The organism is Acetobacter senegalensis, assembly GCF_001580995.1.
In the GTDB taxonomy this organism is placed as follows: Bacteria; Pseudomonadota; Alphaproteobacteria; order Acetobacterales; family Acetobacteraceae; genus Acetobacter; species Acetobacter senegalensis.
The window spans coordinates 55,631-76,739 of sequence record NZ_LHZU01000136.1 but is presented as its reverse complement, the minus strand read 5'-3'; the positions used below and the strand labels follow the sequence as shown (position 1 = coordinate 76,739).

The following is a 21,109-nucleotide window of genomic DNA, read 5'->3' as shown; positions in this document are numbered from 1 at the left end:
CCATGCATAACGTCCACCTTCTTGTTACGTCTGCCTTGCAGGACAAGCTGCTGGTACAGTCTTCTGCCATGTTGAATATGTTGCGGCATCATCACGCAAAAATTGTAACGGCAGAAAGTTGCACTGGTGGTTTAGTGGCGACAGCCCTTACACATCATGCCGGATCATCTGATGTGACTGAAGGAGGCTTTGTTACTTACTCCAACCGCATGAAGCAGGTTGTTCTGGGAGTAAGGGACGCTACCCTGTTACAGTTTGGTGCTGTCAGCGCAGAAACTGTTGAAGAGATGGCAGAGGGGGCGTTGCATATGTCTCCTGATGCAACGCTTGCTGTCTCTGTTTCGGGTATTGCGGGGCCTTCTGGCGGATCTGAGGCCCAACCTGTTGGCTTGGTCTGGTTTGCTACAGCCGTTCGGAATGGAGCAACAATTTCAGATGCGCAGAATTTTGCTGGAGACCGCACTCAAATAAGGACTCTCGCAGCCTTGCATGCCTTGGAACTTGCAGCAAAACGGCTGGAAACAGAATAAGAAAAAACCCCCGAAAAGTTCTCTTTCGGAGGTTTTCGCAAGTCAAATAAGCATTAAATTTTCAATGAAATGAGCAGGATTACTGGCCGCCTGTAGGAGCATTGGAAGGCTCTGTGGTGGACGGCATGGTTGGTGCAGACGGTGCTGGTGGAACAGTAACACCGGTGCCAGCAGCCGGAACCGGTGCGGTGACATCAGGAGCCTTCACGGTCGGTGCTTCCGGGAGGGTGCCGGGTGCAGAGGCTACTCCATTTGTCGGAGCTGCCTGCCCGCTCTGAGCCGCCGCCAGACTTTTACTGTTCAGATCATCTGTGGATGCGCTTCCGTTGTCCGCCTTGGCACCTTTATGTGCATGCTCATATTTGTGGCCATGGTGAGGAGCTGCAAAAACCGGATGAGCGACCACTGTGGCAGAGGCGAGTGCAGCAACGGCAAAGAGTTTCTTCATATCGGTTTATCCTTATCCCAGATGTTGAAATGCTTTTCAGGTTAGAAAGCCGTTTTCCAACATTTTTGTAATGTATCGAACTTTCGTTCTTTCAACAACAACGTAGCATCTGGCAAAATGTAACCGGCAAAAAACAGTTTTCTGTTAAGTAACAGATCTTTCTTCGCGTACAGCGGGCGATGCACTCAGTGGTGGCCCATAGACATCTTTGGCGCGCCGGAGAAACGCTGACACCATCAGGCGCACGGCTTCACCAAAAACCACGCCAATGGCAGCCTGAAGAATTTTGGAGCGAAATTCAAAATCGACAAAAAATTCAACCAGACACCCTTTTTCGTCCGGCGTGAATTTCCAGATGTTTTTAAGGTAACGAAAAGGGCCGCGTTCGTACTGGACGGTAATATAGGTGGGTCTATCCAGCGTAACGCGAGAGGTGAAACTTTCCCGAAACGGCCCAAATCCAACCGTCAAATCCGCGACGAGTTGAGTGGCAGTGCGGGACCTGACACGGGCCGCGACACACCATGGCAGAAATTCCGGATAACGCCCCACATCGGCGACAAGATCAAAAATCTGTTCAGGACGATACGCGAGAACACGCTTTTCTGCGTGTTTAGGCATCAGACGCTCCCTTTCAGTCGTGCAGACCGTGCTGCCCGCAGTTCTGCAAAGTCTGCATCAGCATGATAGGAAGAGCGTGTGAGCGGACTGGAACTCACCTGAAGAAACCCTTTTACACGCGCCATGGTACCATACTCCTCAAACTCTGCCGGGGTAACAAACCGGGCGACCGCCGCGTGTTTGACCGTAGGTTGGAGATACTGGCCCATGGTAATAAAATCCACATCTGCAATACGCAAATCATCCATGACTTGCGCGAGCTCCATTTTCTCTTCCCCCAGCCCCAGCATCAGGCCAGATTTGGTGAAAATGGAGGGATCAAGCTGTTTCACGCGGTCCAGCAAGCGCAGGGACTGGTAATAACGTGCCCCCGGCCGGATGGTGGGATAAAGCCGCGGCACAGTTTCCAGATTGTGGTTGAAGACATCCGGACGCGCTTCAACAACAACTTCCAGTGCGTTGTTTTTTCGTAAAAAATCAGGCGTCAGAATTTCAATTGTCGTTTCAGGAGAAACAGAACGGATCGCGTTGATGACACGGGCAAAATGGTGTGCGCCGCCATCTGCCAGATCATCTCTATCCACTGAGGTGATGACCACATGACGGAGGCCGAGTTTGGCAACGGCTTCAGCAACCCGTTCTGGTTCATCGGCATCCAGAGCATTGGGCAGACCCGTGGTGACATTGCAGAATGAACAGGCCCGCGTGCAGATCTCCCCCATGATCATCATGGTAGCGTGGCGTTGTGACCAGCATTCCCCAATATTCGGGCAGGCTGCTTCTTCACATACCGTGACAAGCCGATTGTCCCGCATCAGCTTCCGCGTCTCATGATACACTGGATGAGACGGTGCCTTGACGCGGATCCATTCTGGCTTGCGGGCAATAGGGTTATCGGGCCGGTGTGCTTTTTCAGGGTGCCGGGTTTTGCTGGCTCCCCCTTTCCGATGATCAATCAACACACGTGTAGACATGATATTACCCGCTAACACCCTTACATTATATCAGAACTGGAACGCCCTTGCCCGAGCGTCAAGGCAAGAACATTCCAACTCTGCTTATCGTGCCATCACACCCACGAGATGAGAGAGCAAGTCACTCTTTGTTGTCTAGAAATGCAGCGCTCCACCATATGCTGCCAGAACTGCTTCATGCATCGATTCAGAAATGGTCGGATGTGGGAAGATGGTCTCTGCCAGTTCAGCTTCTGTCAGCTCTCCGGTGCGGGCAATAACATAGCCCTGAATCATTTCCGTCACTTCCGCGCCGATCATATGGGCCCCAAGGAGTTCACCGGTTTTTTCATCAAAGACCGTTTTAATGAACCCTTCAGTTTCTCCCATGGCCAGCGCTTTGCCGTTGGCAATCAGCGGGAATTTACCCACCCGCACTTTATAACCTGCCTCTTTGGCGCGCGCTTCCGTGTAACCAACGGACGCTACCTGTGGCCGGCAATACGTACAGCCCGGAATTTTTGTAATATCAATGGGATGGACGGTTTTCCCGGCAATAGCCTCCACGCACATCACAGCTTCATGGCTGGCTTTGTGTGCAAGCCATGGGGCACCGGCCAGATCTCCAATAGCATAGACACCAGGTTCACCCGTGCGGCAAAAAGCGTCCGTAACCACATGGGTCCGGTCTACCTTGATCTTCGTGCCTTCGAGGCCAAGATTTTCGACATTGCCAACGATGCCGACGGCAGAAATAACCCGGTCAACGGTGAAGTTTTCGGTTTTACCGTTAACTTCCACCGGAACCGTGACGTCCTTTTCCGATTTCTTAAGGGTCCCAATTTTAGCGTTTGTCAGCACTTTCATGCCCTGTTTTTCAAACGCTTTCTGGGCCAGCGCGCTAATCTCTTCATCTTCAACTGGCAGAATACGGGGGGCAACTTCAACCAGCGTGACGTCCGCGCCCATATTCCGGTAGAAAGAGGCAAATTCCGTGCCGATGGCCCCGGACCCGATTACCAAGAGTTTGCCAGGCATCGCATCGGGCACAAGGGCTTCCCTATAAGACCAGATCAGCTTGCCATCAGGTTCAATGCCAGGAAGAACGCGCGCGCGGGCGCCCGTAGCCAGAATGACGTGTTTTGCAGTCAGGTTGACAGGAGCAGCCTTCTCCTTGGTTACAAGAAGCTTGCGTTTGCCCTCTTTGGTTACGCCATCCAGCTTGCCGAATCCATCGAACACGGGCACTTTTGCTTTTTTGAGCAGATGCGCCACACCAGAGGAAAGCTGCTTGGAGACAGCCCGGGAACGCGCCACGACCTTGGCAAAGTCAAAACTGATATTATCAGCCTTGAACCCATAAGGCCCAAGATCATGCAGAAGATGGTTGATTTCAGAAGCCCGGAGAAGTGCTTTGGTGGGGATACATCCCCAGTTCAGGCAAATTCCCCCCAAATGCTGTGCTTCAACCACCGCCACAGAGAGCCCAAGCTGAGAGGCGCGAAGCGCTGCCACATAGCCGCCGGGGCCACCGCCAACAACGAGAATATCAAAATCGGTCTGGCTCATGATCGTCCCCTTGTATCAAATGACCAGTGTCAGGGGAGATTCCACCACTGACCGGAAAGCGGAAAGCCATTCAGCGGCCACGGAACCATCTACTACCCGATGATCAACCGAAAGCGTGACGGTCATGACTGTCGCAATAGCCAGTTCACTTCCCTTTACCACGGGCTGTTTGCGGCCTGCGGCAATGGCCAGAATGGCAGCCTGCGGTGGGTTAATGATGGCCGAGAAGTCTTTCACGCCATACATCCCCATATTGGAGATGGAGAACGTTCCACCTTGGAATTCTTCCGGCTTCAGCTTCCCTGCCCTTGCCCGCTTCACCAGATCCTTGGTTTCCTGACTGATCTGTTTCAGGCTCTTCTTGTCTGCCTGCCGGACAATGGGTGTGATCAATCCGTCAGGAATGGAGACGGCGATGGAAATGTCCACGTCATCATGCAGGATCATCGCGTCTTCAGTGAAGGATGCATTCACTGTCGGGATGCGTTTGAGAGCAACGGCCGCAGCCTTGACCAACATGTCATTCACAGAAAGCTTGAATGAATCAGGCCCTTCTTCTGGCGAGGTCGCGTTTAGCTGGGCGCGCAGGGCCATAAGCGCATCCAGTTCAATATCAACCGACACATAGAAGTGCGGAATGGTGCTTTTGGCTTCACTGAGGCGCCGGGCAATGACCTTGCGCATCGTGGAGTGCGGCACGCTGGTACTGCCGCCAGCCGCAGCGATAGCTGGCGCCGTTGCAGCGGAGGACGCAGAGAGCGGCTTTGCTGACGCGTTTTCCACATCCCGACGCACGATGCGGCCATTGGGGCCAGTGCCTTTTATCTGGGCGAGATCAAGCCCCTTCTCTTTGGCGATCCGTTTCGCCAGAGGAGATGCAAAAACCTTGAGGGCGGCAGAGGCGGCTGGGGAGGTCACAGGCGACTTCTGAACGGATGGTGTTGCTACTTTGGGAGCCGTTTGTGCCGGAGCAACTGCATCCGTTTTTGAAGGCGTAGAAGCATCTTTCTGAGGAGCGGTAGCAGTCTCCGGCACTGCTTCCCCTTCCTCCACCAGAATAGCGATAGGAGCGTTGACCGGCACGCCTTGTGTGCCTTCTGAAATCAGGATTTTTCCCAGAATCCCTTCGTCCACGGCCTCCACTTCCATCGTCGCCTTGTCGGTTTCGATTTCCGCAAGAACATCCCCGCTGGAAACAGTATCTCCTTCCTTCTTGAGCCAGCGGGCCAACGTGCCCTCTGTCATTGTCGGAGAGAGAGCCGGCATCAGAACTTCAATAGCCATTGTGTTTTCCTCAGACCAAGCCCTTAACGGCATCGATGATGTGCTGGGGCTGCGGAAGCGCAAGCTTTTCCAGATTGGCGGCAAACGGCATGGGAACGTCTTCGCCAGCTATGCGCACAGGTGGCGCATCAAGCCAGTCAAAAGCGTGCTCAATAATCTGCATGGCCACCTCGGCTCCAATTCCAGCGAAAGGCCAGCCTTCTTCCACGGTGACCAGACGGCTGGTTTTCTTCACGCTCTCAACAATCGTTGCTGTATCAAGCGGGCGAAGGGTCCGCAGATTGATGACCTCAGCCTGAATGCCCTGTTCAGCCAATTGCTCGGCTGCCTGCAGTGCCGTACCGACCATGATGGAGAAGGCCACGATGGTCACATCCGTGCCCACGCGTTCAATTTTTGCCTTGCCTATGGGCAGAATGAAATCTTCATCTGTCGGACACTCAAACTTGCGTCCGTAAAGAATTTCATTTTCCAGAAAAACAACTGGGTTGGGATCTCTGATGGCAGCGCGCAGCAGTCCTTTGGCATCGGCGGCAGACCACGGGGCAATCACCTTCAACCCTGGCACATGAGCATACCAACTGCCGTAACACTGGGAATGCTGGGCTCCCACACGGGCGGCAGCACCATTGGGGCCACGGAAAACAATGGGGCACCCCATCTGGCCGCCTGACATATACAAAGTTTTTGCGGCAGAATTTATAATATGATCAATAGCTTGCATTGAGAAGTTCATAGTCATGAACTCGACAATGGGTTTCAGTCCGGTTAATGCGGCACCTACCGCCATGCCGGTAAAGCCATGTTCGGTGATAGGCATATCAATAATACGCTTCTCACCAAATTCAGCCAGAAGACCCTGGGAGATCTTGTAAGCGCCCTGATATTGGGCAACTTCTTCACCCAGCAGGAAAACATCAGGATCACGGCGCAGTTCAGCGGCCATCGCCTGATTCAGGGCTTCACGAACAGTGATCTCGGCCGTTTCACCCCAGTCCTTTTCAGGTTCTGCATTCGGCAGGGAGACAGAAGCAGGGGCCACCGTTTTCTTGGCCACGGCTGCTTCAGGAGCAGTATTTTCTTCTGGCGCGCTGGTTTCAGCAGAGGACGAAGATTGCGCCTGCTGCAGATTTTCGGGAACGTCCTCCCCCTCAGCAACAAGAATTGCGATGGGCGTGTTGACGGCTACGCCTTGCGTACCCTCGGCCACCAAGGTGCGGCCCAGAATTCCTTCATCAACGGCTTCTACTTCCATCGTCGCCTTGTCGGTTTCGATTTCAGCAAGAACATCCCCGCTGGAAACAGCGTCCCCTTCCTTTTTGAGCCAACGGGCCAACGTGCCCTCTGTCATTGTGGGAGAGAGAGCCGGCATCAGAACTTCAATAGCCATAATCCATCAAGCCTCTAGCAGAACATCTGTATAAAGTTCGGCAGGGTCAGGCTCTGGGCTTGTCTGCGCGAATTCAGCACAATCATTAACAACGGCTTTGACATCATTTTCGATGGACCGCAGGGTCGCGTCTTCCACGCCTGCATCCAGCAAAATCTGGCGAACGTGATCAATTGGGTCACGTGTCTTGCGCACCGTATCCACTTCTTCGCGTTTACGGTATTTTGCGGGGTCAGACATCGAATGACCACGATAACGATAGGTCATCATTTCCAGTAGATACGGGCCTTTGCCGGCACGGCAGTGCGCAACCGCTTCGACTGCTGCTTCATGCACGGTGGCGATATCCATTCCGTCCACGCGCCGGCCGGGGATGCCCCACGGTTCGCCGTTGCGCCAGAGTTCATGGGAAGCAGAGGCGCGCTCTATACTTGTCCCCATGCCATAAAGATTGTTTTCTATAACAAAAATGCAGGGAAGCTTGTGTAAGGCTGCCAGGTTGAAACTTTCGTAGACCTGTCCCTGATTGGCGGCGCCGTCTCCAAAGTAGGCAATGGAAACCTCATCCGTACCGCGGTATTTGTTGGCGAAAGCCAAGCCAATTCCGAGCGCAACCTGCGCGCCCACAATGCCGTGTCCACCGTAAAAATTCTTTTCACGAGAGAACATGTGCATGGAGCCACCCTTGCCATGCGAATATCCTGTTGCGCGCCCGGTCAGTTCCGCCATCACGCCACGTGCGGTCATGCCTGCAGCCAGCATCTGTCCGTGATCACGATAAGAGGTGATGATTTTATCACCATCCTTGAGCGCCATCTGAATACCGACAACAACAGCTTCCTGGCCGATATATAAATGGCAGAAACCACCAATAAGGCCCATGCCATAAAGCTGCCCGGCTTTTTCCTCAAATCGGCGAATAAGCAGCATATCGTGAAACGCTTGCGTGAATTGTTCCCGCGTGAGGGACGGCCCGTTCCCACCGGTTTTCTGAGCGATCGTCTTACCCGCCTCCATGGGCTTTTCCTTTTATGTTTTGAGTGTTCTCAAAGATCTTCAGGCTGGTCTCTTTTGAACAAGGTCGTATTTCGTCAAGAGGCCGGACTGCTTATCTGCGAAGCATCTTAATGTCTTATTTCCTGATAGACTTACTGGGCGTGATAGTCTCCAGATTGACCGCCACTTTTATGAAGAAGGCGGATATCGGTAATAAGCATTCCCCGATCAACGGCCTTGCACATATCGTAGAGGGTCAGCGCTGCGGCAGATACCGCTGTCAACGCCTCCATCTCTACGCCAGTTGCCCCTGTTGTAACAACAGTGGCCGTGATCTCAATCTTGTTATCTGTCGGAACCAGATCAATGGTTACGCTGCTTAGCGCCAGCGGATGACAGAGGGGAATGATGTCGGACGTCTTTTTTGCGGCCATAATGCCCGCAATACGCGCTGTGGCTAACACATCCCCTTTTGGGGCTGTGCCTGACACAATGAGATCCAGCGTCGTGCTTTTCATCTGTACGACGCCGCTGGCAACGGCTTTTCGTTTTGTGGCGCTTTTGGCGGAAACATCCACCATATGCGCCTGCCCTGCTTCATTCAGGTGCGTAAGGTGGCCAGTGGATACCACGTCAGGCAAACCCGAGAAGAGCCCGCGCCGCCTTACCCGGATCGGCGTCACGCAAAAGTGACTCTCCAACCAGAAAGCCGGTAGCGCCGATTTCGGCCAGCTTCATGATGTCCGCATGCGTTTTGATGCCGCTTTCAGAAACGATGATTCTGTCTGGGGGCACTAAGGGTGCCAGGTCACACGTTGTCTGAATATTGGTTTCTAATGTCTTGAGATTGCGGTTGTTTATCCCAATCAGAAACGTATCAAGTGCCAAAGCGCGGTTGAGTTCTTCTTCGTCATGCACTTCGACCAGCACGTCCATATCAAGCCCTTTGGCATGATCGACAAGTGCGAGTGCTTCTTCATCCTTCAGAATGCTCATGATCAGCAGGATGCAGTCTGCCCCCAGCATCCGACTCTCATAAACCTGCCAGGGATCAAGAATGAAATCCTTGCGCAACACAGGAAGGGAGCAAGCTGCACGTGCAATCTGCAAATCTTCGTTCTGACCATGAAAACAGGAACTTTCGGTCAGCACGGAAAGGCAAGCGGCACCGGCCTGCTCATAACTGGCGGCAATGCGCGCGGGGTCATACTCTTCGCGCAAAATACCGGCCGAGGGAGACGCCTTCTTGATTTCGGCGATCAGACCAATAGTGCGATCGGCAGCTTTTTCTTTAAGGGCACGTCCAAAACCACGTGGGGAGTCTTTGCTTTCCTGCGCTTTGGCAATGACGTCCTTAAGGGGCAGAAGGGTTGAACGGTGCTCAACCTCAACTCTTGTCCGCGCGACAATGCGGGAAAGCACATCAGGCAGTTCTTCCGCCTTGATGCACGCTTCTGCGTCTGTCACTGCATTTGCGGCCGAATTGGGTACTTCGTTCATAATCATCCTGTCATGTTTTCAGCATGCGTCTTGGAAGATGACGTACGCAAACCATTCAGCACAGCCAGCGCTGTGCCATCGGTAAGCGGGCGACTGACTTCCGCAATGCACTCCCTGAGCGCCTGGGTGTCAATTTCTGATCCCCGCAGAATTGTCGTGTGCCCTGCTACATGGAGCGCGCAGGCAGCATTCAGCAAAACAGTATCACGGTAAGGCCCCGTTGCGCCACGGAGAAGCTCTTCCAACGCGGCTGCATTTTCTGCCGCACTTCCTCCTTGGATGGCAGCAACAGGCGTAACAGCAAAACCAGCCATCTCAGGTTCAAGGATTAGGGATTTTTTCTGTCCATTTTCAAGAGCGACAATCTGGGTTGGGCCAGCAAGCGTGACTTCATCAATCCCCTGCCCTCCTTCTGCAGGTTTTCCGCAAACAGCCCATACCCGTTCGGAGCCAAGCTGGGCCAGCACATCAACGATGACCGAAAGCCAAGCAACGGAAAACACACCCACAAGCTGATTTTTGACGCCTGCAGGATTCACCAATGGACCAATGAGATTGAAAAGAGTCCTAACGCCCAATGCCTTACGAGTAGGAGCCGCGTGCCGCATGGCTGGGTGGTGGTGGGGAGCCGCTAGAAAAACAAGATGATGCGCATTCAACTGCGCGGAGAGAAATTGAGGGTCCGCGGACAGGGGAACCCCCAAAGCGCCTAACACATCGGATGCGCCAGATTGGGAAGAGACAGCCCGGTTACCGTGTTTTGCGACGGGAATACCCAATGCGGCCAGAACAAAAGCCGTTGCTGTCGAAACATTCAATGTCCCGTAATTGTCGCCTCCCGTGCCGCAGACATCAATTGTTCCTGCGGGCACATGGGGCACTGGCAACATTCTGTCACGTAGAGCAGTAACGGCCCCCAGTAACTCGTCCCCGCTTTCACCGCGCACACGCAGGGCCATCAGAAAAGCGGCAATACGCTCAGCAGAAACACTGCCATCAACAATTGCGCCAAAGGCTTCTTCTGCTTCCTTGGCCGTCAACTTCAAGCCGTTGCTCAGCTTGACGAGAATGGCAGAGAAAAAAGCGTCCTGTTGGTTATCTCCGCGGGAGAAACTGGTTTCTGACATGTATCAAGCAGCGGCTTTGTTCGTAGCCCATGTCCGGGCGAGCTTCAGAAAGTTGCGCAAAAGATCATGCCCGCAGTCAGAGGCAATGCTTTCGGGATGAAACTGAACACCCGAGATAGGGTATTGCTTGTGTCGGACACCCATGATGATGCCGTCTTCCGTCCAGGCTGTAACCTCCAGTGAATCCGGAATGCTCGCAGGTTCCAGAGTCAGGCTGTGGTAGCGGGTGGCATTAAACGGGTTGGGCAGGCCTGTGAAAACATCTGTTCCATTGTGAAAGACCGGGCTTATTTTGCCGTGCATGGGAACAGGCGCCCGAACGACACTTGCCCCAAATACCTGCCCGATGGCCTGATGACCGAGGCACACGCCGAAAATGGGAACAATGTTGCCGGCCTGTTTGATCAACTCACAACATATGCCAGCTTCATTAGGGGAACATGGACCGGGAGACAGGACGATTGCATCAGGCTGAAGCGCGAGCGCATCTTCTACGCTGATGGCATCATTTCGCTGCACATTACATTGCTCTCCTAGTTCACCAAGATAGTGAACCAGGTTGAACGTAAAGCTGTCATAATTGTCGATCAGAAGGATCATGGCGGTATGATGGCCTTATGCTGCCTGCGGGTCAAATGGTACGCAGGGAGATGTCAGTCTCTTCTTTGGGCTGCATAACGGACGGCTTCTTCCGCTGCGCGGAAAACGGCTCGGGCTTTCTGGCGTGTTTCTTCGTATTCGGCCTCTGGCACGCTGTCGGCCACGACACCGCACCCGGCTTGAACATGCATGGTGCCATCTTTGACAACGGCCATTCTTAGGCCAATGCAGGTATCCATATCTCCACCAGCACCAAAATAACCAATACAGCCGGCATATGTCGCCCGGCGTGTTGGTTCTATTTCATCAATAATTTCCATGGCGCGGATTTTGGGTGCGCCTGTCAGCGTTCCGGCGGGGAACGCGGCAACCAGCGCATCCAGCGCTTCCAGATCAGGCTGGATACATCCTTCCACATTGGACGAGATGTGCATGACGTGACTGAAACGCTCAATCACAAACCGTTCTGTGACTTTAACAGAACCTGGCAGGCAGACACGCCCCACATCATTGCGGCCCAGATCTATAAGCATCAGATGCTCAGCCAGTTCTTTCTGGTCCGCCAGCAGATCCTGTTCCAGACGCAGGTCTTCTTCGGCATCTTTTCCGCGTGGGCGTGTGCCAGCCAGAGGCCGGACTGTCATGACGCCATCGCGCAGACGCACGAGGATCTCTGGCGAAGACCCCACGAGAGAAAACGTGCCAAAATCCAGGTGAAACAGGAACGGCGCTGGATTGATACGACGTAATGACCGATACAATGCCAGTGCGGGCAGCGGGAATGGTGATGAAAAGCGCTGGCTTGGCACGACCTGAAAAGCATCGCCTGCCGCGATATAGTCCTGAATGCGTTCGACGGCGGTGCAGAACTCCGCTTTTGTGAATGTAGACGTCGGCGCTTCAAAGGGTGCTGTGTGGGGAGCTGCCTTAGCGACTGGCAGCGCGCCATTCAAGCAGGTGCGCGCTTCTGCCAGCAGGGTATGAGCGTTGTCCCATGCCTCTCCTGCTGTCTGGCCGCTTTGCGGGCGGACGGGGGCCGCCAGAATGAGTTCATCGCTTACTGTATCAAAGACAGCAAACAGACCAGGGCGCATCAGGACCGCTTCAGGGAGTTCCAGATCATCAGTAGGAGCGTTAGGTAAGCGCTCCATCTGCCGCACCATATCGTAACCCAGATATCCGAACAGCCCAGCGATCATGGGCGGAAGGCCATCAGGAAGTTCCAGCCGGGTTTCGTGAATGAGAGTTCTCAGGCTTTCCAATGCAGGCTTGTTGCAGGTGACGGCGGACGTGTCATTATCCTCGGGCGCCATGTCAAGTGTGACGGTACCGTCGTGACAAGCCCATACCAGATCAGGCTTGAGAGCGATGACGGAATAGCGACCGCGGGAGACACCTCCCTCCACGCTTTCCAGAAGCAGAGTGTAGCGCCCTGTCCCGTTTTTGAAATTCGCCAGACGCATATAGGCGGAAACCGGGGTCAGCAGATCTGCTGGCTCCACTGAAAAAACAACTGAAGCCTTACCCTCACGCCACTTTGCCTCAACCTCATGCCGGGAGGGAGATGCTGCAATTCGTGCGGTTACGCTCATTGCTCGACCGTTCCATCAAAACCAAGAGAGGAAAGTGTGGCGCTGACAGCGCGTTCATCAATTTTAGGGGGCGTGTGTTTTGCCAGTGCATCCACATAGGACGCCACGAGGTCATCTCCCTCTGACTGACCAAGGGCATCCTTTACACGCTGGAAAGCAACGGGATCGGCCTTGGGGTCGGGAGTGAATACCTTTGTCACGGTTGCAACCAGAAAACCGGAGGAATCTTCCCCCATGATGGATTGCCCGGCTTTCATCTGTGGCAAGTAAGCCATCAGTTCAGATGGAATGGATGCATTGGGCGCCGCACGGGAAAAGGAGAGGTTCTTCTGGATGGGTGCGCCGCCAGCTACGGTCACAATCCCGCCTCTTTCCCTGGCTGCCGTGTAAAGCGTGGTGGCATGTTCGTCTGCGGCATGTTTCCGTGCCTCGGCCTGCCATGCGGCAAGAACATCAGCTTTTGCCTGTTCAAACGTCCGGGGAGAGTCCGGTGTGATGGTGTCAACCTGAACGGCGTACCAACTGTTGTCTGGTCCCTCTATCAGGTTGGGCTGATTACCTTTGGGGAGAGAAAAGATTTTCTGTAAAATGGCGTCGCGCAGTTTGCCAGACGCAGGAAGAGGTGCAGGTTCTTTCTCTGCAGTATTGCCCTGAGCATCCAATGTGCCGGCGGCGGCGGCGGCGCCAATGTCGCTTGGAATGGCATCCAGCCCCCCGCCTGCAATGGCGTCCTGCAATTGGCGGCTGCGGGCGCTGACAACGGCTGGTGCCTGAGCTTTGCGGAACTGCCCCAGAATATCCTGCTTGGCTTTTTCAAAAGGAGTATCCTGCGGTGCGATCACCTTATTGACGCGGAATACAACCCACCCTGCTTCTGTTTTAAGCGGCCCCTGCACCTGAGAAAGCGGGGCAGCAAAAATGGCTTTGCTAAGTGTTTCTGATGGAATGGTGGAGGGCCGCGCTCCGGGCATGTCAACAGAGGCACCGCCTTTGGCCGCCAACTGCACAGAGTTCCAGTCGGTCCCTTTTGACCAAAGATCAGCTACGGCCTGTGCCTGCTTTTCATCAGAGAGAGTGACAACCTGAACGTCCCGGGTTTCAGGCACGTGATAGCGTGTAATCTGCTCCTCATAGACGCGCTTCAGATCTTTGTCGTCCACAGTGATGGTGTCTGCCACTGTAGAGGGTGAAAGAACGACAACACGGGCATGGCGCAGTTCCGGTGAACGGAAAAGCCACGGATGGTTGGCATAAAAGCGCTGCAATGTGGCATCGTCAGGGGTTGGTGGTGTGGGCTGATCCGCAAAAGGAATGCGCAGCATATCCACCACATGGGTTTGCAAACCAAAAGCAGACAGCCGTGTTGCCATGGTTGTGGATGGACTGGCTGCCTGGGCTACGGGCTGGAGAATGGTCCGCGTTGTCAGATCATCCCGGATCATGGTGAGGAAGCGCTGCTCATTCAGGTTATGTTCCCGCAAGCGCGCGTTGAAGATGTTCCGATCAAACTGCCCGTTTGTTCCCTTGAAGTAAGGTTGGGCGAAAACTTCATCCCGCACAGCGCTGTCTGGAACAGCCACATTCAAACGGCGAGCAGCTTCCATAAGTTCGGCCTGCCCAATCAGACGCTGCAGGATCTGGTGTGCCACTTGCCGACGCATGGCCGGAGGCACCTGAGAAGGATCCGATACGCCCATCTGCTTGGTTATGGCTGGCATCTCTGCCTGCAAAGCCTGGCCCAGATCAGCGGAACTGATGCGGTTTTGCCCGACTTTGGCAACAACGTCGGTTTCAGTGCCCATATAGCCCAGAACGTCGCCCACGCCCCAGCCAATAAAGGCCAGGAAAATGATGATGGCCGATACACGTCCCAGCCAGGATTCAACAAAAACACGACGCAAATAGGAAATCATGAACCCAAGGATCCGTTGAAAAAACAGGAGGCCATGCCACAAGCATGCCGCAAACGCGGCACCATAAGCGTCTGACGCGCACTTGACTAGACGTAACAGCGGGTCTGATGAGGAAAGGCGCTGTTCGCATCTTGCCCCCAAGGGGTACTGTATGGTTTAGCGTGTGGGTGCAAGCATATGGGTCCGTCTCGGCGGGGATGTGCAACAGGGTAAGGAAACAGACATGAGCAGACAGATTATCGTCGGCAACTGGAAGATGAACGGGACCAGCCGTGACTCGCAGGCGCTTGTGCAGGCTCTGCTTGCAGGGTTGCCAGCGTCCGTTCCTGATGTGGTGATCTGCCCTCCCTTTACCCAGTTGGCGTTGCTGACAGATGCCCTGAAGACGACATCTGTGGCTCTTGGGGCTCAGGACTGTCACAAGGATGTCTCTGGCGCGCATACGGGCGATATCTCAGCCCCCATGTTGACGGATCTGGGCGTGTCCTACGTTATTCTCGGTCATTCCGAGCGGCGGCAGGAACATGGCGAACTGGATGAAACCGTTAGGGAAAAAGCGGTGGCCGCAGGCAAGGCTGGCCTGACACCTATCGTGTGTATTGGCGAGACAGAAGATCAGCGTGACAGCGGTGAGCATTTTGATACGCTGGGTTGGCAGATCAAAGGCTCCCTGCCCGATGGATTTTCAGGTATTCTTGCTTACGAGCCGATCTGGGCGATCGGGACGGGCCGTGCCGCAACAACTGATGAAATTGCCGAAACCATGAAATTCCTACGTGAGGAACTGGTTCGTCAGTTTGGTGAATCCGGCAAAACAATAAGAATTTTGTATGGCGGCTCGGTTAATGATAAGAATGCGGCTTCCATTCTGTCCATTACGGATGTAGCAGGAGCGCTTGTTGGGGGTGCCAGCCTGAAGGCCGAGGCGTTTCTTTCCATTGTCGGCGCGGCTTCGGCTGCCTGATTTCAGCATTTTACCTGGAATACACCATGACCACTGCCCTGCTGATTCTGCATTTTTGTGTCACCATCGCCCTGATCGGTACTGTGCTTATCCAGCGCAGTGAAGGTGGTGGGCTTGGAATTGGCAGCAGTCAGGGTATGGGGGCGTTCATGTCCGGTCGTGGTACGGCCAACCTGCTGACACGGACGACCGCTGTTCTTGCCGGTTTGTTCATGCTGCTTTCGCTCATCTTGGCGGTTCTTAATCGGGGCGCTGTAAGTGGAGATGGGCATGATATTCTGGCGCAGCCGCCTGCAGCAACAACGTCCGCCCCGGCGGTAGCTCCGTCAGCTCCCCCTGCTCCGGCTCAGCCTGCCCCGCAGGCTGCCGAGCCCGCCAAGCCATAAAATGAAACCCTTCCCTCCATTCCCACAAGGAGTGGAGGGATGAATTGTCTCTATTCCTCTGCGCTTGCTGAAAGCTGCGGAGGAATTCGTGTGTCCACCTTTACCCACCCGGTCCTGTCCGTGTAGGAAGTCTGTCCATGACCCGTTTTGTATTTATCACCGGTGGTGTGGTGTCCTCTCTCGGAAAGGGCATTGCATCCGCAGCTCTTGCAGCTCTCCTGCAGGCGCGGGGCTACAAAGTTCGCCTGCGCAAGCTGGACCCTTATCTGAACGTTGATCCCGGCACCATGAGCCCTTACCAGCATGGTGAGGTATTTGTGACAGATGATGGCGCTGAAACGGATCTCGATCTGGGCCACTATGAGCGCTTTACGGGTGTCAACGCCACCAAGGAAGACAACACAACCACCGGCAAGATCTATTCCGATGTGATTGCACGGGAACGGCGTGGTGATTATCTGGGCGGGACCGTTCAGGTTATCCCGCACATTACCGATGCCATTAAGGATATTGTTGTCGCCAACACGGATGACGTTGATTTCGTTTTGGTCGAAATCGGCGGTACCGTGGGGGATATCGAGAGCCTGCCCTTTCTGGAAGCCATTCGGCAGCTTCGGAATGATCTGGGACAGGACCAGACCATGGTGGTGCACCTCACGCTTCTTCCGTGGATCCCGTCCGCAGGTGAACTGAAAACAAAGCCTACCCAGCATTCTGTGAAAGAACTTCAGAATGTGGGTATTCAGCCGCAAATTCTGTTGTGCCGGTGTGACCGCGCTATTCCGGATACGGAGCGCCGCAAGATTGCCAACTTCTGTAACGTGCGGCCGGAAGCTGTTATTGCCGCCCGGGATGTGGATACGATCTATTCCTGCCCCCTCTCCTATCATGCTGAAGGCATGGATAACGAGGTTCTGAGATATTTCGGTCTGCCATTTGAGGAAGAACCGGATCTGACAGGATGGGGCAAAATTGTTGATGCCATCCGCCATCCAGACGGTGAAGTCCGTATTGCCGTGGTGGGCAAATATACCGCTCTGCTGGATAGCTATAAATCCCTCAACGAAGCCCTGCTGCATGGCGGTATTGCCCATCGGGTGAAGGTCACGCTTGATTGGGTTGAAGCTGAGGCTCTTGAAAAATCAGACGGAGCGTTGGAGCGCCTGTCGGGAGCTCATGGCATTCTTGTTCCCGGTGGATTTGGCGAGCGTGGTTCAGAAGGCAAAATTGCCGCCATTCGTTATGCGCGTGAGAATGGAATTCCCTTCATGGGAATCTGCTTTGGCATGCAGATGGCGGTTATTGAATGCGCTCGTAATCTGGCAGGCTTGTCCGATGCCTCCTCAACCGAGTTTGGTTATACCAAAGAGCCTTTGGTTGGTCTTATGACCGAATGGGCCCGTGGTGCCGAGCGCCTGCGTCGGAGTGAAGGGGGTGAGCTTGGCGGAACCATGCGCCTTGGGGCTTATCCGGCTTCCTTGGTGGATGGATCTCGCGTTGCAAAAATCTATAACGCGACGTCTATTCGGGAACGGCATCGGCATCGTTACGAGGTGAACATTCACTATCGTGATCAACTGGAAAAGGCAGGCCTGAAGTTTTCCGGTCTCTCTCCTGATGGTATTCTGCCTGAAGTGGTCGAATATCCTGATCATCCATGGTTTGTGGCTGTACAGTACCATCCTGAACTGAAGTCCCGTCCTTTTGCGCCGCATCCTCTCTTTTCCGGATTTGTTGGTGCTGCTCTAGAAAAAGCCCGGCTGGTATGAGCAACGTAGGGCATAATTTTCAGATCAATTCCCTTACGGTCGGCAATGACCAGCCTTTTGTGCTGATTGCAGGCCCTTGCCAGATTGAGTCAGCAGCGCACGCCATGGAAACGGCAACGGCGCTGAAAGAAATCTGTGAGGGAGCGGGAATTGGGCTGATTTATAAAAGCTCATATGACAAGGCAAACCGTACCAGCCTCTCCAGCGCGCGGGGCGTTGGTATGCAGCAGGGCCTCCGTATTCTCGCTGACATTCGTGAAACCCTGAATTTACCGGTCCTGACAGATGTGCACGCGGCAGAGCAATGTGCGCCAGTGGCAGAAACCGTAGATGTGTTGCAAATTCCGGCGTTTTTATGCCGGCAGACTGATCTGCTTCTGGCTGCTGGCCAGACAGGTGCTGTGGTCAATGTAAAAAAGGGGCAGTTTCTGGCGCCATGGGACATGAAGCACGTGGCGGCCAAAATTGCTTCGACAGGTAATCAGCGGATAATGCTGTGCGAACGTGGTACCAGCTTTGGTTATAATACGCTGGTTAACGATATGCGCGGTTTGCCGATTATGGCGCAAACTGGCTATCCGGTTGTGTATGATGCTACGCATTCCGTACAGCAACCTGGTGGCTTGGGGGGGAGTTCTGGGGGGCAAAGGGAATTCGCCCCTATTCTGTCCCGTGCGGCTCTTGCAGTAGGGGTTGCTTCGCTCTTTATCGAAACCCATGAAGACCCGGATCGTGCGCCTAGTGATGGCCCGAATATGTTGCCCATCAGGGCTCTGCCGACCCTTTTGGCTCAGTTTAAAAAAATTGATGGGCTTATCAAAAATCTGGACTGATTTTGTTTCGTCGCATGCATTTATAATGGTGTGCGGTGTTAAGTCAAAAATAAGAGATCATAACTAAAAAAGGAGGCTGAAAGGCCTCCTTTTTTGTTGTGCTTAGTATGCCGTAAGTCTTTTAGACATCCAGATTGGCAACTTTTAGCGCATTGCCAACAATGAAGTCACGGCGTGGTTCCACTACATCGCCCATAAGGGTGGTAAATACCTGCCCTGCTTCTTCCACATCCCCAATCTTGACTTGAAGAAGGGTTCTCATGGCGGGGTCCAGAGTGGTTTCCCACAACTGTTCGTCATTCATTTCGCCCAAGCCTTTAAAGCGGTTAATGGCAAGGCCACGGCGGCCCTGAGCGAGAAGACGGGTATATAATCCTGACGGCCCGGCCAGAGAGACTTCAGTTGTTTCGTGACGCAGAACAACGCCAGTCCCGAAATCCTTCTGCAGCCGTTCAAGCTGACTTGTGAGCCAGCGTGCGTCATTGCTTGCCAGCGCGGTCGGCTCAATCCGGTAGACTTCCCCCACCCCACGCACGTTGCGTGCCAGTTCCAGACCATCATCGCTGGCGACCGCTTTCCACCCGCGTTCTGTCTCGGCAGAAGCTGCATCAAGACGTTTTTGCAGGTCGGGTACGCGACTTTGAAGCGTAGCCAGATCAGATGTGAGGGCGCCAGCCAGAGCCGCCTGCTCAATAATCCAGGTGGGTGTTTTGTTCGCAAGACGTGCAATGGCCTGGGTGGCCTGCCGGATAAACGGCAGATCAGCTTCAAGCGGTTCCCCTTTTACTTCGCGTCCGTCGCTGTAAACAAAGAGGGCATTATTCAGTGCCTTATCGAGCAGATACTGTTCCAGAGCGGCGTCATCTTTCAGGTACCGTTCTTCATTTCCGCGTTTGGCCCGGTAGAGTGGTGGCTGGGCAATGTAGAGATAGCCGCGCTCAATCAGTTCCGGCATCTGACGGAAGAAAAAGGTCAGCAGCAAGGTGCGGATGTGAGAACCATCCACGTCGGCGTCTGTCATGATGACGATGCGGTGATAGCGGAGCTTTTCAATGGAAAAACCGCCCTGATCAGCCTCGCCTCGGCCGATACCGGTGCCCAGTGCGGTGATCAGAGTGCCAATTTCAGCTGAGCCGAGCATCCGATCAAAACGAGCCCGCTCAACATTCAGAATTTTACCTTTGAGAGGCAGGATCGCCTGAAAACGCCGGTCCCTGCCCTGTTTAGCCGTCCCGCCTGCAGAATCACCCTCGACTATGAAGATTTCAGCTTTTTCAGGAGACCGTTCCTGACAGTCAGCCAGTTTGCCCGGAAGAGAGGAAATATCCAGCACCCCTTTGCGGCGCGTCAGTTCGCGTGCCTTGCGGGCGGCTTCACGAGCGGAAGCGGCATCCAGTACTTTGGAAACCACAATTTTGGCTTCCTTGGGGTGAGTTTCAAACCAGTGACCAATCATGTCGGCAGCCGCGGCATGCACAACGGGCTGCACTTCAGAGGAAACCAGCTTGTCCTTGGTCTGGGAGGAAAATTTGGGGTCAGGGACTTTTACAGAAAGAACTGCCGTCAGTCCTTCGCGCATGTCTTCCCCAACCAGGGAGTGAGCATCCTTCTTGGCAATGCTTTCAGCATATTTGCCGACAATGCGGGTCAGTGCCTGCCGGAAACCAGCCAGATGTGCTCCCCCGTCCCGCTGGGGAATGTTGTTGGTGAAGCACAGCATTGTTTCATGGAAGCTGTCGTTCCATGTGAGGGCAAATTCAACCTTGATGCCGTTTTCCGAATTTTCGAGGCTGCCAGTGATGGGGGGCGTGACCAGCGGCGTGCGTGCCCGGTCAAGCCATTCCACAAAGGCTTCAAGCCCGCCTTCATAATAAAAAGTTTCTTCTTTCTTTTCCTCAGTCCTCTGATCACGCAGAACGATCTTCATGCCTGAGTTAAGGAAAGCCAGTTCGCGCAGGCGGCGTTCCAGAATGACAAAATCAAATTCTGTTTTGGGGAAAGTCTGATTGCTTGGCTTGAAGGTAACTTGGGTCCCGCGCTCATGTTCTGAGGGACCGACAACTTCCAGTGGCCCTTCCCGCTCGCCGTGCTGGAAGCGGATAACGTGTTCCATTCCGCCACGCCATATACGCACTTCCATCTTTTCTGAAAGAGCGTTGACAACGGCAGCCCCCACCCCGTGCAGACCACCGGAGACCTTATAGGAATTCTGGTTGAACTTACCGCCTGCATGAAGGCGTGTCAGCACGACTTCGGCCGCACTGATTCCTTCTTCTGCATGAATGTCGGTAGGAATACCGCGCCCGTTATCCCGAACGGTTACGCTCCCATCAGCATTGAGAGTAACGACGCATTCGGTTGCGTAGCCTGCCTGTGCTTCATCCACGGCGTTATCAATAATTTCAAAGGCCATGTGGTGCAGGCCAGAGCCATCATCCGTGTCACCGATATACATACCAGGCCGTTTACGTACGGCGTCCAGACCTTTCAGAACAGAGATGGAGGCGGCATCATATTCTTCTTCCATACCGGTAGATGGCGTGGGCTGAGAAAGGTCAGTCATAAGCGAAGGGTACTCCGGCGAAGAAAGAATAAAACCTGTTTGAATTCTTATACTCCGCCCATTCAACTGAG

General features: G+C 54.0%; 19 protein-coding genes. 5 read left to right on the top strand and 14 right to left on the bottom strand.

The window, feature by feature from the left end; translation table 11 throughout:
* Positions 1-2: 2 nt before the first annotated feature.
* A complete protein-coding gene (locus AD948_RS11140) occupies positions 3-530 on the top strand; it encodes a CinA family protein (protein WP_061472051.1) in 528 nt (175 codons plus the stop codon).
* A gap of 79 nt (positions 531-609) precedes the next feature.
* Here AD948_RS11140 and AD948_RS11135 read toward each other — a convergent pair whose 3' ends face one another.
* The 13 genes from AD948_RS11135 to AD948_RS11075 form a co-directional block, all read right to left on the bottom strand.
* Positions 610-978, bottom strand: a complete 369-nt coding sequence (locus AD948_RS11135; protein ID WP_061472050.1) for a hypothetical protein — start codon at positions 976-978, stop codon at positions 610-612.
* A gap of 144 nt (positions 979-1,122) precedes the next feature.
* The gene (locus AD948_RS11130) at positions 1,123-1,599 is read right to left on the bottom strand and encodes a type II toxin-antitoxin system RatA family toxin (protein ID WP_006559918.1); all 477 of its coding nucleotides are present in this window, start codon (positions 1,597-1,599) and stop codon (positions 1,123-1,125) included.
* Entirely contained in the window at positions 1,599-2,573 is a 975-nt protein-coding gene (lipA, locus tag AD948_RS11125) for a lipoyl synthase (RefSeq protein WP_058989435.1), read from the bottom strand. The genes AD948_RS11130 and lipA overlap by 1 nt, the downstream gene beginning before the upstream one ends.
* A gap of 135 nt (positions 2,574-2,708) precedes the next feature.
* Positions 2,709-4,121, bottom strand: coding sequence for a dihydrolipoyl dehydrogenase (lpdA, locus tag AD948_RS11120; RefSeq protein ID WP_061472049.1), 1,413 nt, complete (start codon positions 4,119-4,121; stop codon positions 2,709-2,711).
* Positions 4,122-4,136: 15 nt separating this feature from the next.
* Positions 4,137-5,405, bottom strand: a complete 1,269-nt coding sequence (locus tag AD948_RS11115) for a pyruvate dehydrogenase complex dihydrolipoamide acetyltransferase (RefSeq protein ID WP_061472048.1) — start codon at positions 5,403-5,405, stop codon at positions 4,137-4,139.
* Positions 5,406-5,415: 10 nt separating this feature from the next.
* On the bottom strand, positions 5,416-6,795 hold the full coding sequence (locus AD948_RS11110) for a pyruvate dehydrogenase complex E1 component subunit beta (RefSeq protein ID WP_061472047.1): 1,380 nt from the start codon (positions 6,793-6,795) through the stop codon (positions 5,416-5,418).
* A gap of 6 nt (positions 6,796-6,801) precedes the next feature.
* Positions 6,802-7,812, bottom strand: a complete 1,011-nt coding sequence (gene pdhA, locus AD948_RS11105) for a pyruvate dehydrogenase (acetyl-transferring) E1 component subunit alpha (RefSeq protein ID WP_061472046.1) — start codon at positions 7,810-7,812, stop codon at positions 6,802-6,804.
* A 131-nt stretch (positions 7,813-7,943) separates the two neighbouring features.
* Positions 7,944-8,423, bottom strand: a complete 480-nt coding sequence (gene moaC, locus AD948_RS11100; protein WP_006558730.1) for a cyclic pyranopterin monophosphate synthase MoaC — start codon at positions 8,421-8,423, stop codon at positions 7,944-7,946.
* Between the two features lies 1 nt (position 8,424).
* Positions 8,425-9,291, bottom strand: a complete 867-nt coding sequence (gene trpC / locus AD948_RS11095) for an indole-3-glycerol phosphate synthase TrpC (protein WP_039904447.1) — start codon at positions 9,289-9,291, stop codon at positions 8,425-8,427.
* A gap of 2 nt (positions 9,292-9,293) precedes the next feature.
* Positions 9,294-10,418 (bottom strand): anthranilate phosphoribosyltransferase, encoded by a 1,125-nt coding sequence (gene trpD / locus AD948_RS11090; protein WP_061472045.1) that lies wholly within the window; start codon positions 10,416-10,418, stop codon positions 9,294-9,296.
* Positions 10,419-10,421: 3 nt separating this feature from the next.
* The gene (locus tag AD948_RS11085) at positions 10,422-11,018 is read right to left on the bottom strand and encodes an anthranilate synthase component II (RefSeq protein WP_061472044.1); all 597 of its coding nucleotides are present in this window, start codon (positions 11,016-11,018) and stop codon (positions 10,422-10,424) included.
* A gap of 53 nt (positions 11,019-11,071) precedes the next feature.
* Positions 11,072-12,610, bottom strand: coding sequence for an anthranilate synthase component I (gene trpE / locus AD948_RS11080; RefSeq protein ID WP_061472043.1), 1,539 nt, complete (start codon positions 12,608-12,610; stop codon positions 11,072-11,074).
* Positions 12,607-14,523 (bottom strand): peptidyl-prolyl cis-trans isomerase, encoded by a 1,917-nt coding sequence (locus tag AD948_RS11075; RefSeq protein WP_061472063.1) that lies wholly within the window; start codon positions 14,521-14,523, stop codon positions 12,607-12,609. Before AD948_RS11075 ends, trpE begins: the two co-directional genes overlap by 4 nt.
* 223 nt (positions 14,524-14,746) lie before the next feature.
* Between AD948_RS11075 and tpiA the strand changes: the two genes are divergently transcribed.
* The 4 genes from tpiA to kdsA all read left to right on the top strand — a co-directional run bounded on the left by tpiA (position 14,747) and on the right by kdsA (position 18,475).
* Positions 14,747-15,487 (top strand): triose-phosphate isomerase, encoded by a 741-nt coding sequence (gene tpiA / locus AD948_RS11070; protein ID WP_061472042.1) that lies wholly within the window; start codon positions 14,747-14,749, stop codon positions 15,485-15,487.
* A 26-nt stretch (positions 15,488-15,513) separates the two neighbouring features.
* Complete coding sequence (gene secG / locus AD948_RS11065) at positions 15,514-15,873, top strand: preprotein translocase subunit SecG (protein ID WP_061472041.1); 360 nt, start codon at positions 15,514-15,516, stop codon at positions 15,871-15,873.
* 137 nt (positions 15,874-16,010) lie between these two features.
* Positions 16,011-17,642, top strand: a complete 1,632-nt coding sequence (locus tag AD948_RS11060) for a CTP synthase (RefSeq protein WP_061472040.1) — start codon at positions 16,011-16,013, stop codon at positions 17,640-17,642.
* Positions 17,639-18,475, top strand: coding sequence for a 3-deoxy-8-phosphooctulonate synthase (kdsA, locus tag AD948_RS11055; RefSeq protein WP_061472039.1), 837 nt, complete (start codon positions 17,639-17,641; stop codon positions 18,473-18,475). The genes AD948_RS11060 and kdsA overlap by 4 nt, the downstream gene beginning before the upstream one ends.
* A gap of 121 nt (positions 18,476-18,596) precedes the next feature.
* Here kdsA and gyrB read toward each other — a convergent pair whose 3' ends face one another.
* Positions 18,597-21,038 carry a DNA topoisomerase (ATP-hydrolyzing) subunit B gene (gyrB, locus tag AD948_RS11050; protein WP_061472038.1) on the bottom strand — a complete coding sequence of 814 codons (2,442 nt, stop codon included), beginning with the start codon at positions 21,036-21,038 and terminating at the stop codon, positions 18,597-18,599.
* Between the last annotated feature and the right edge of the window lie 71 nt (positions 21,039-21,109).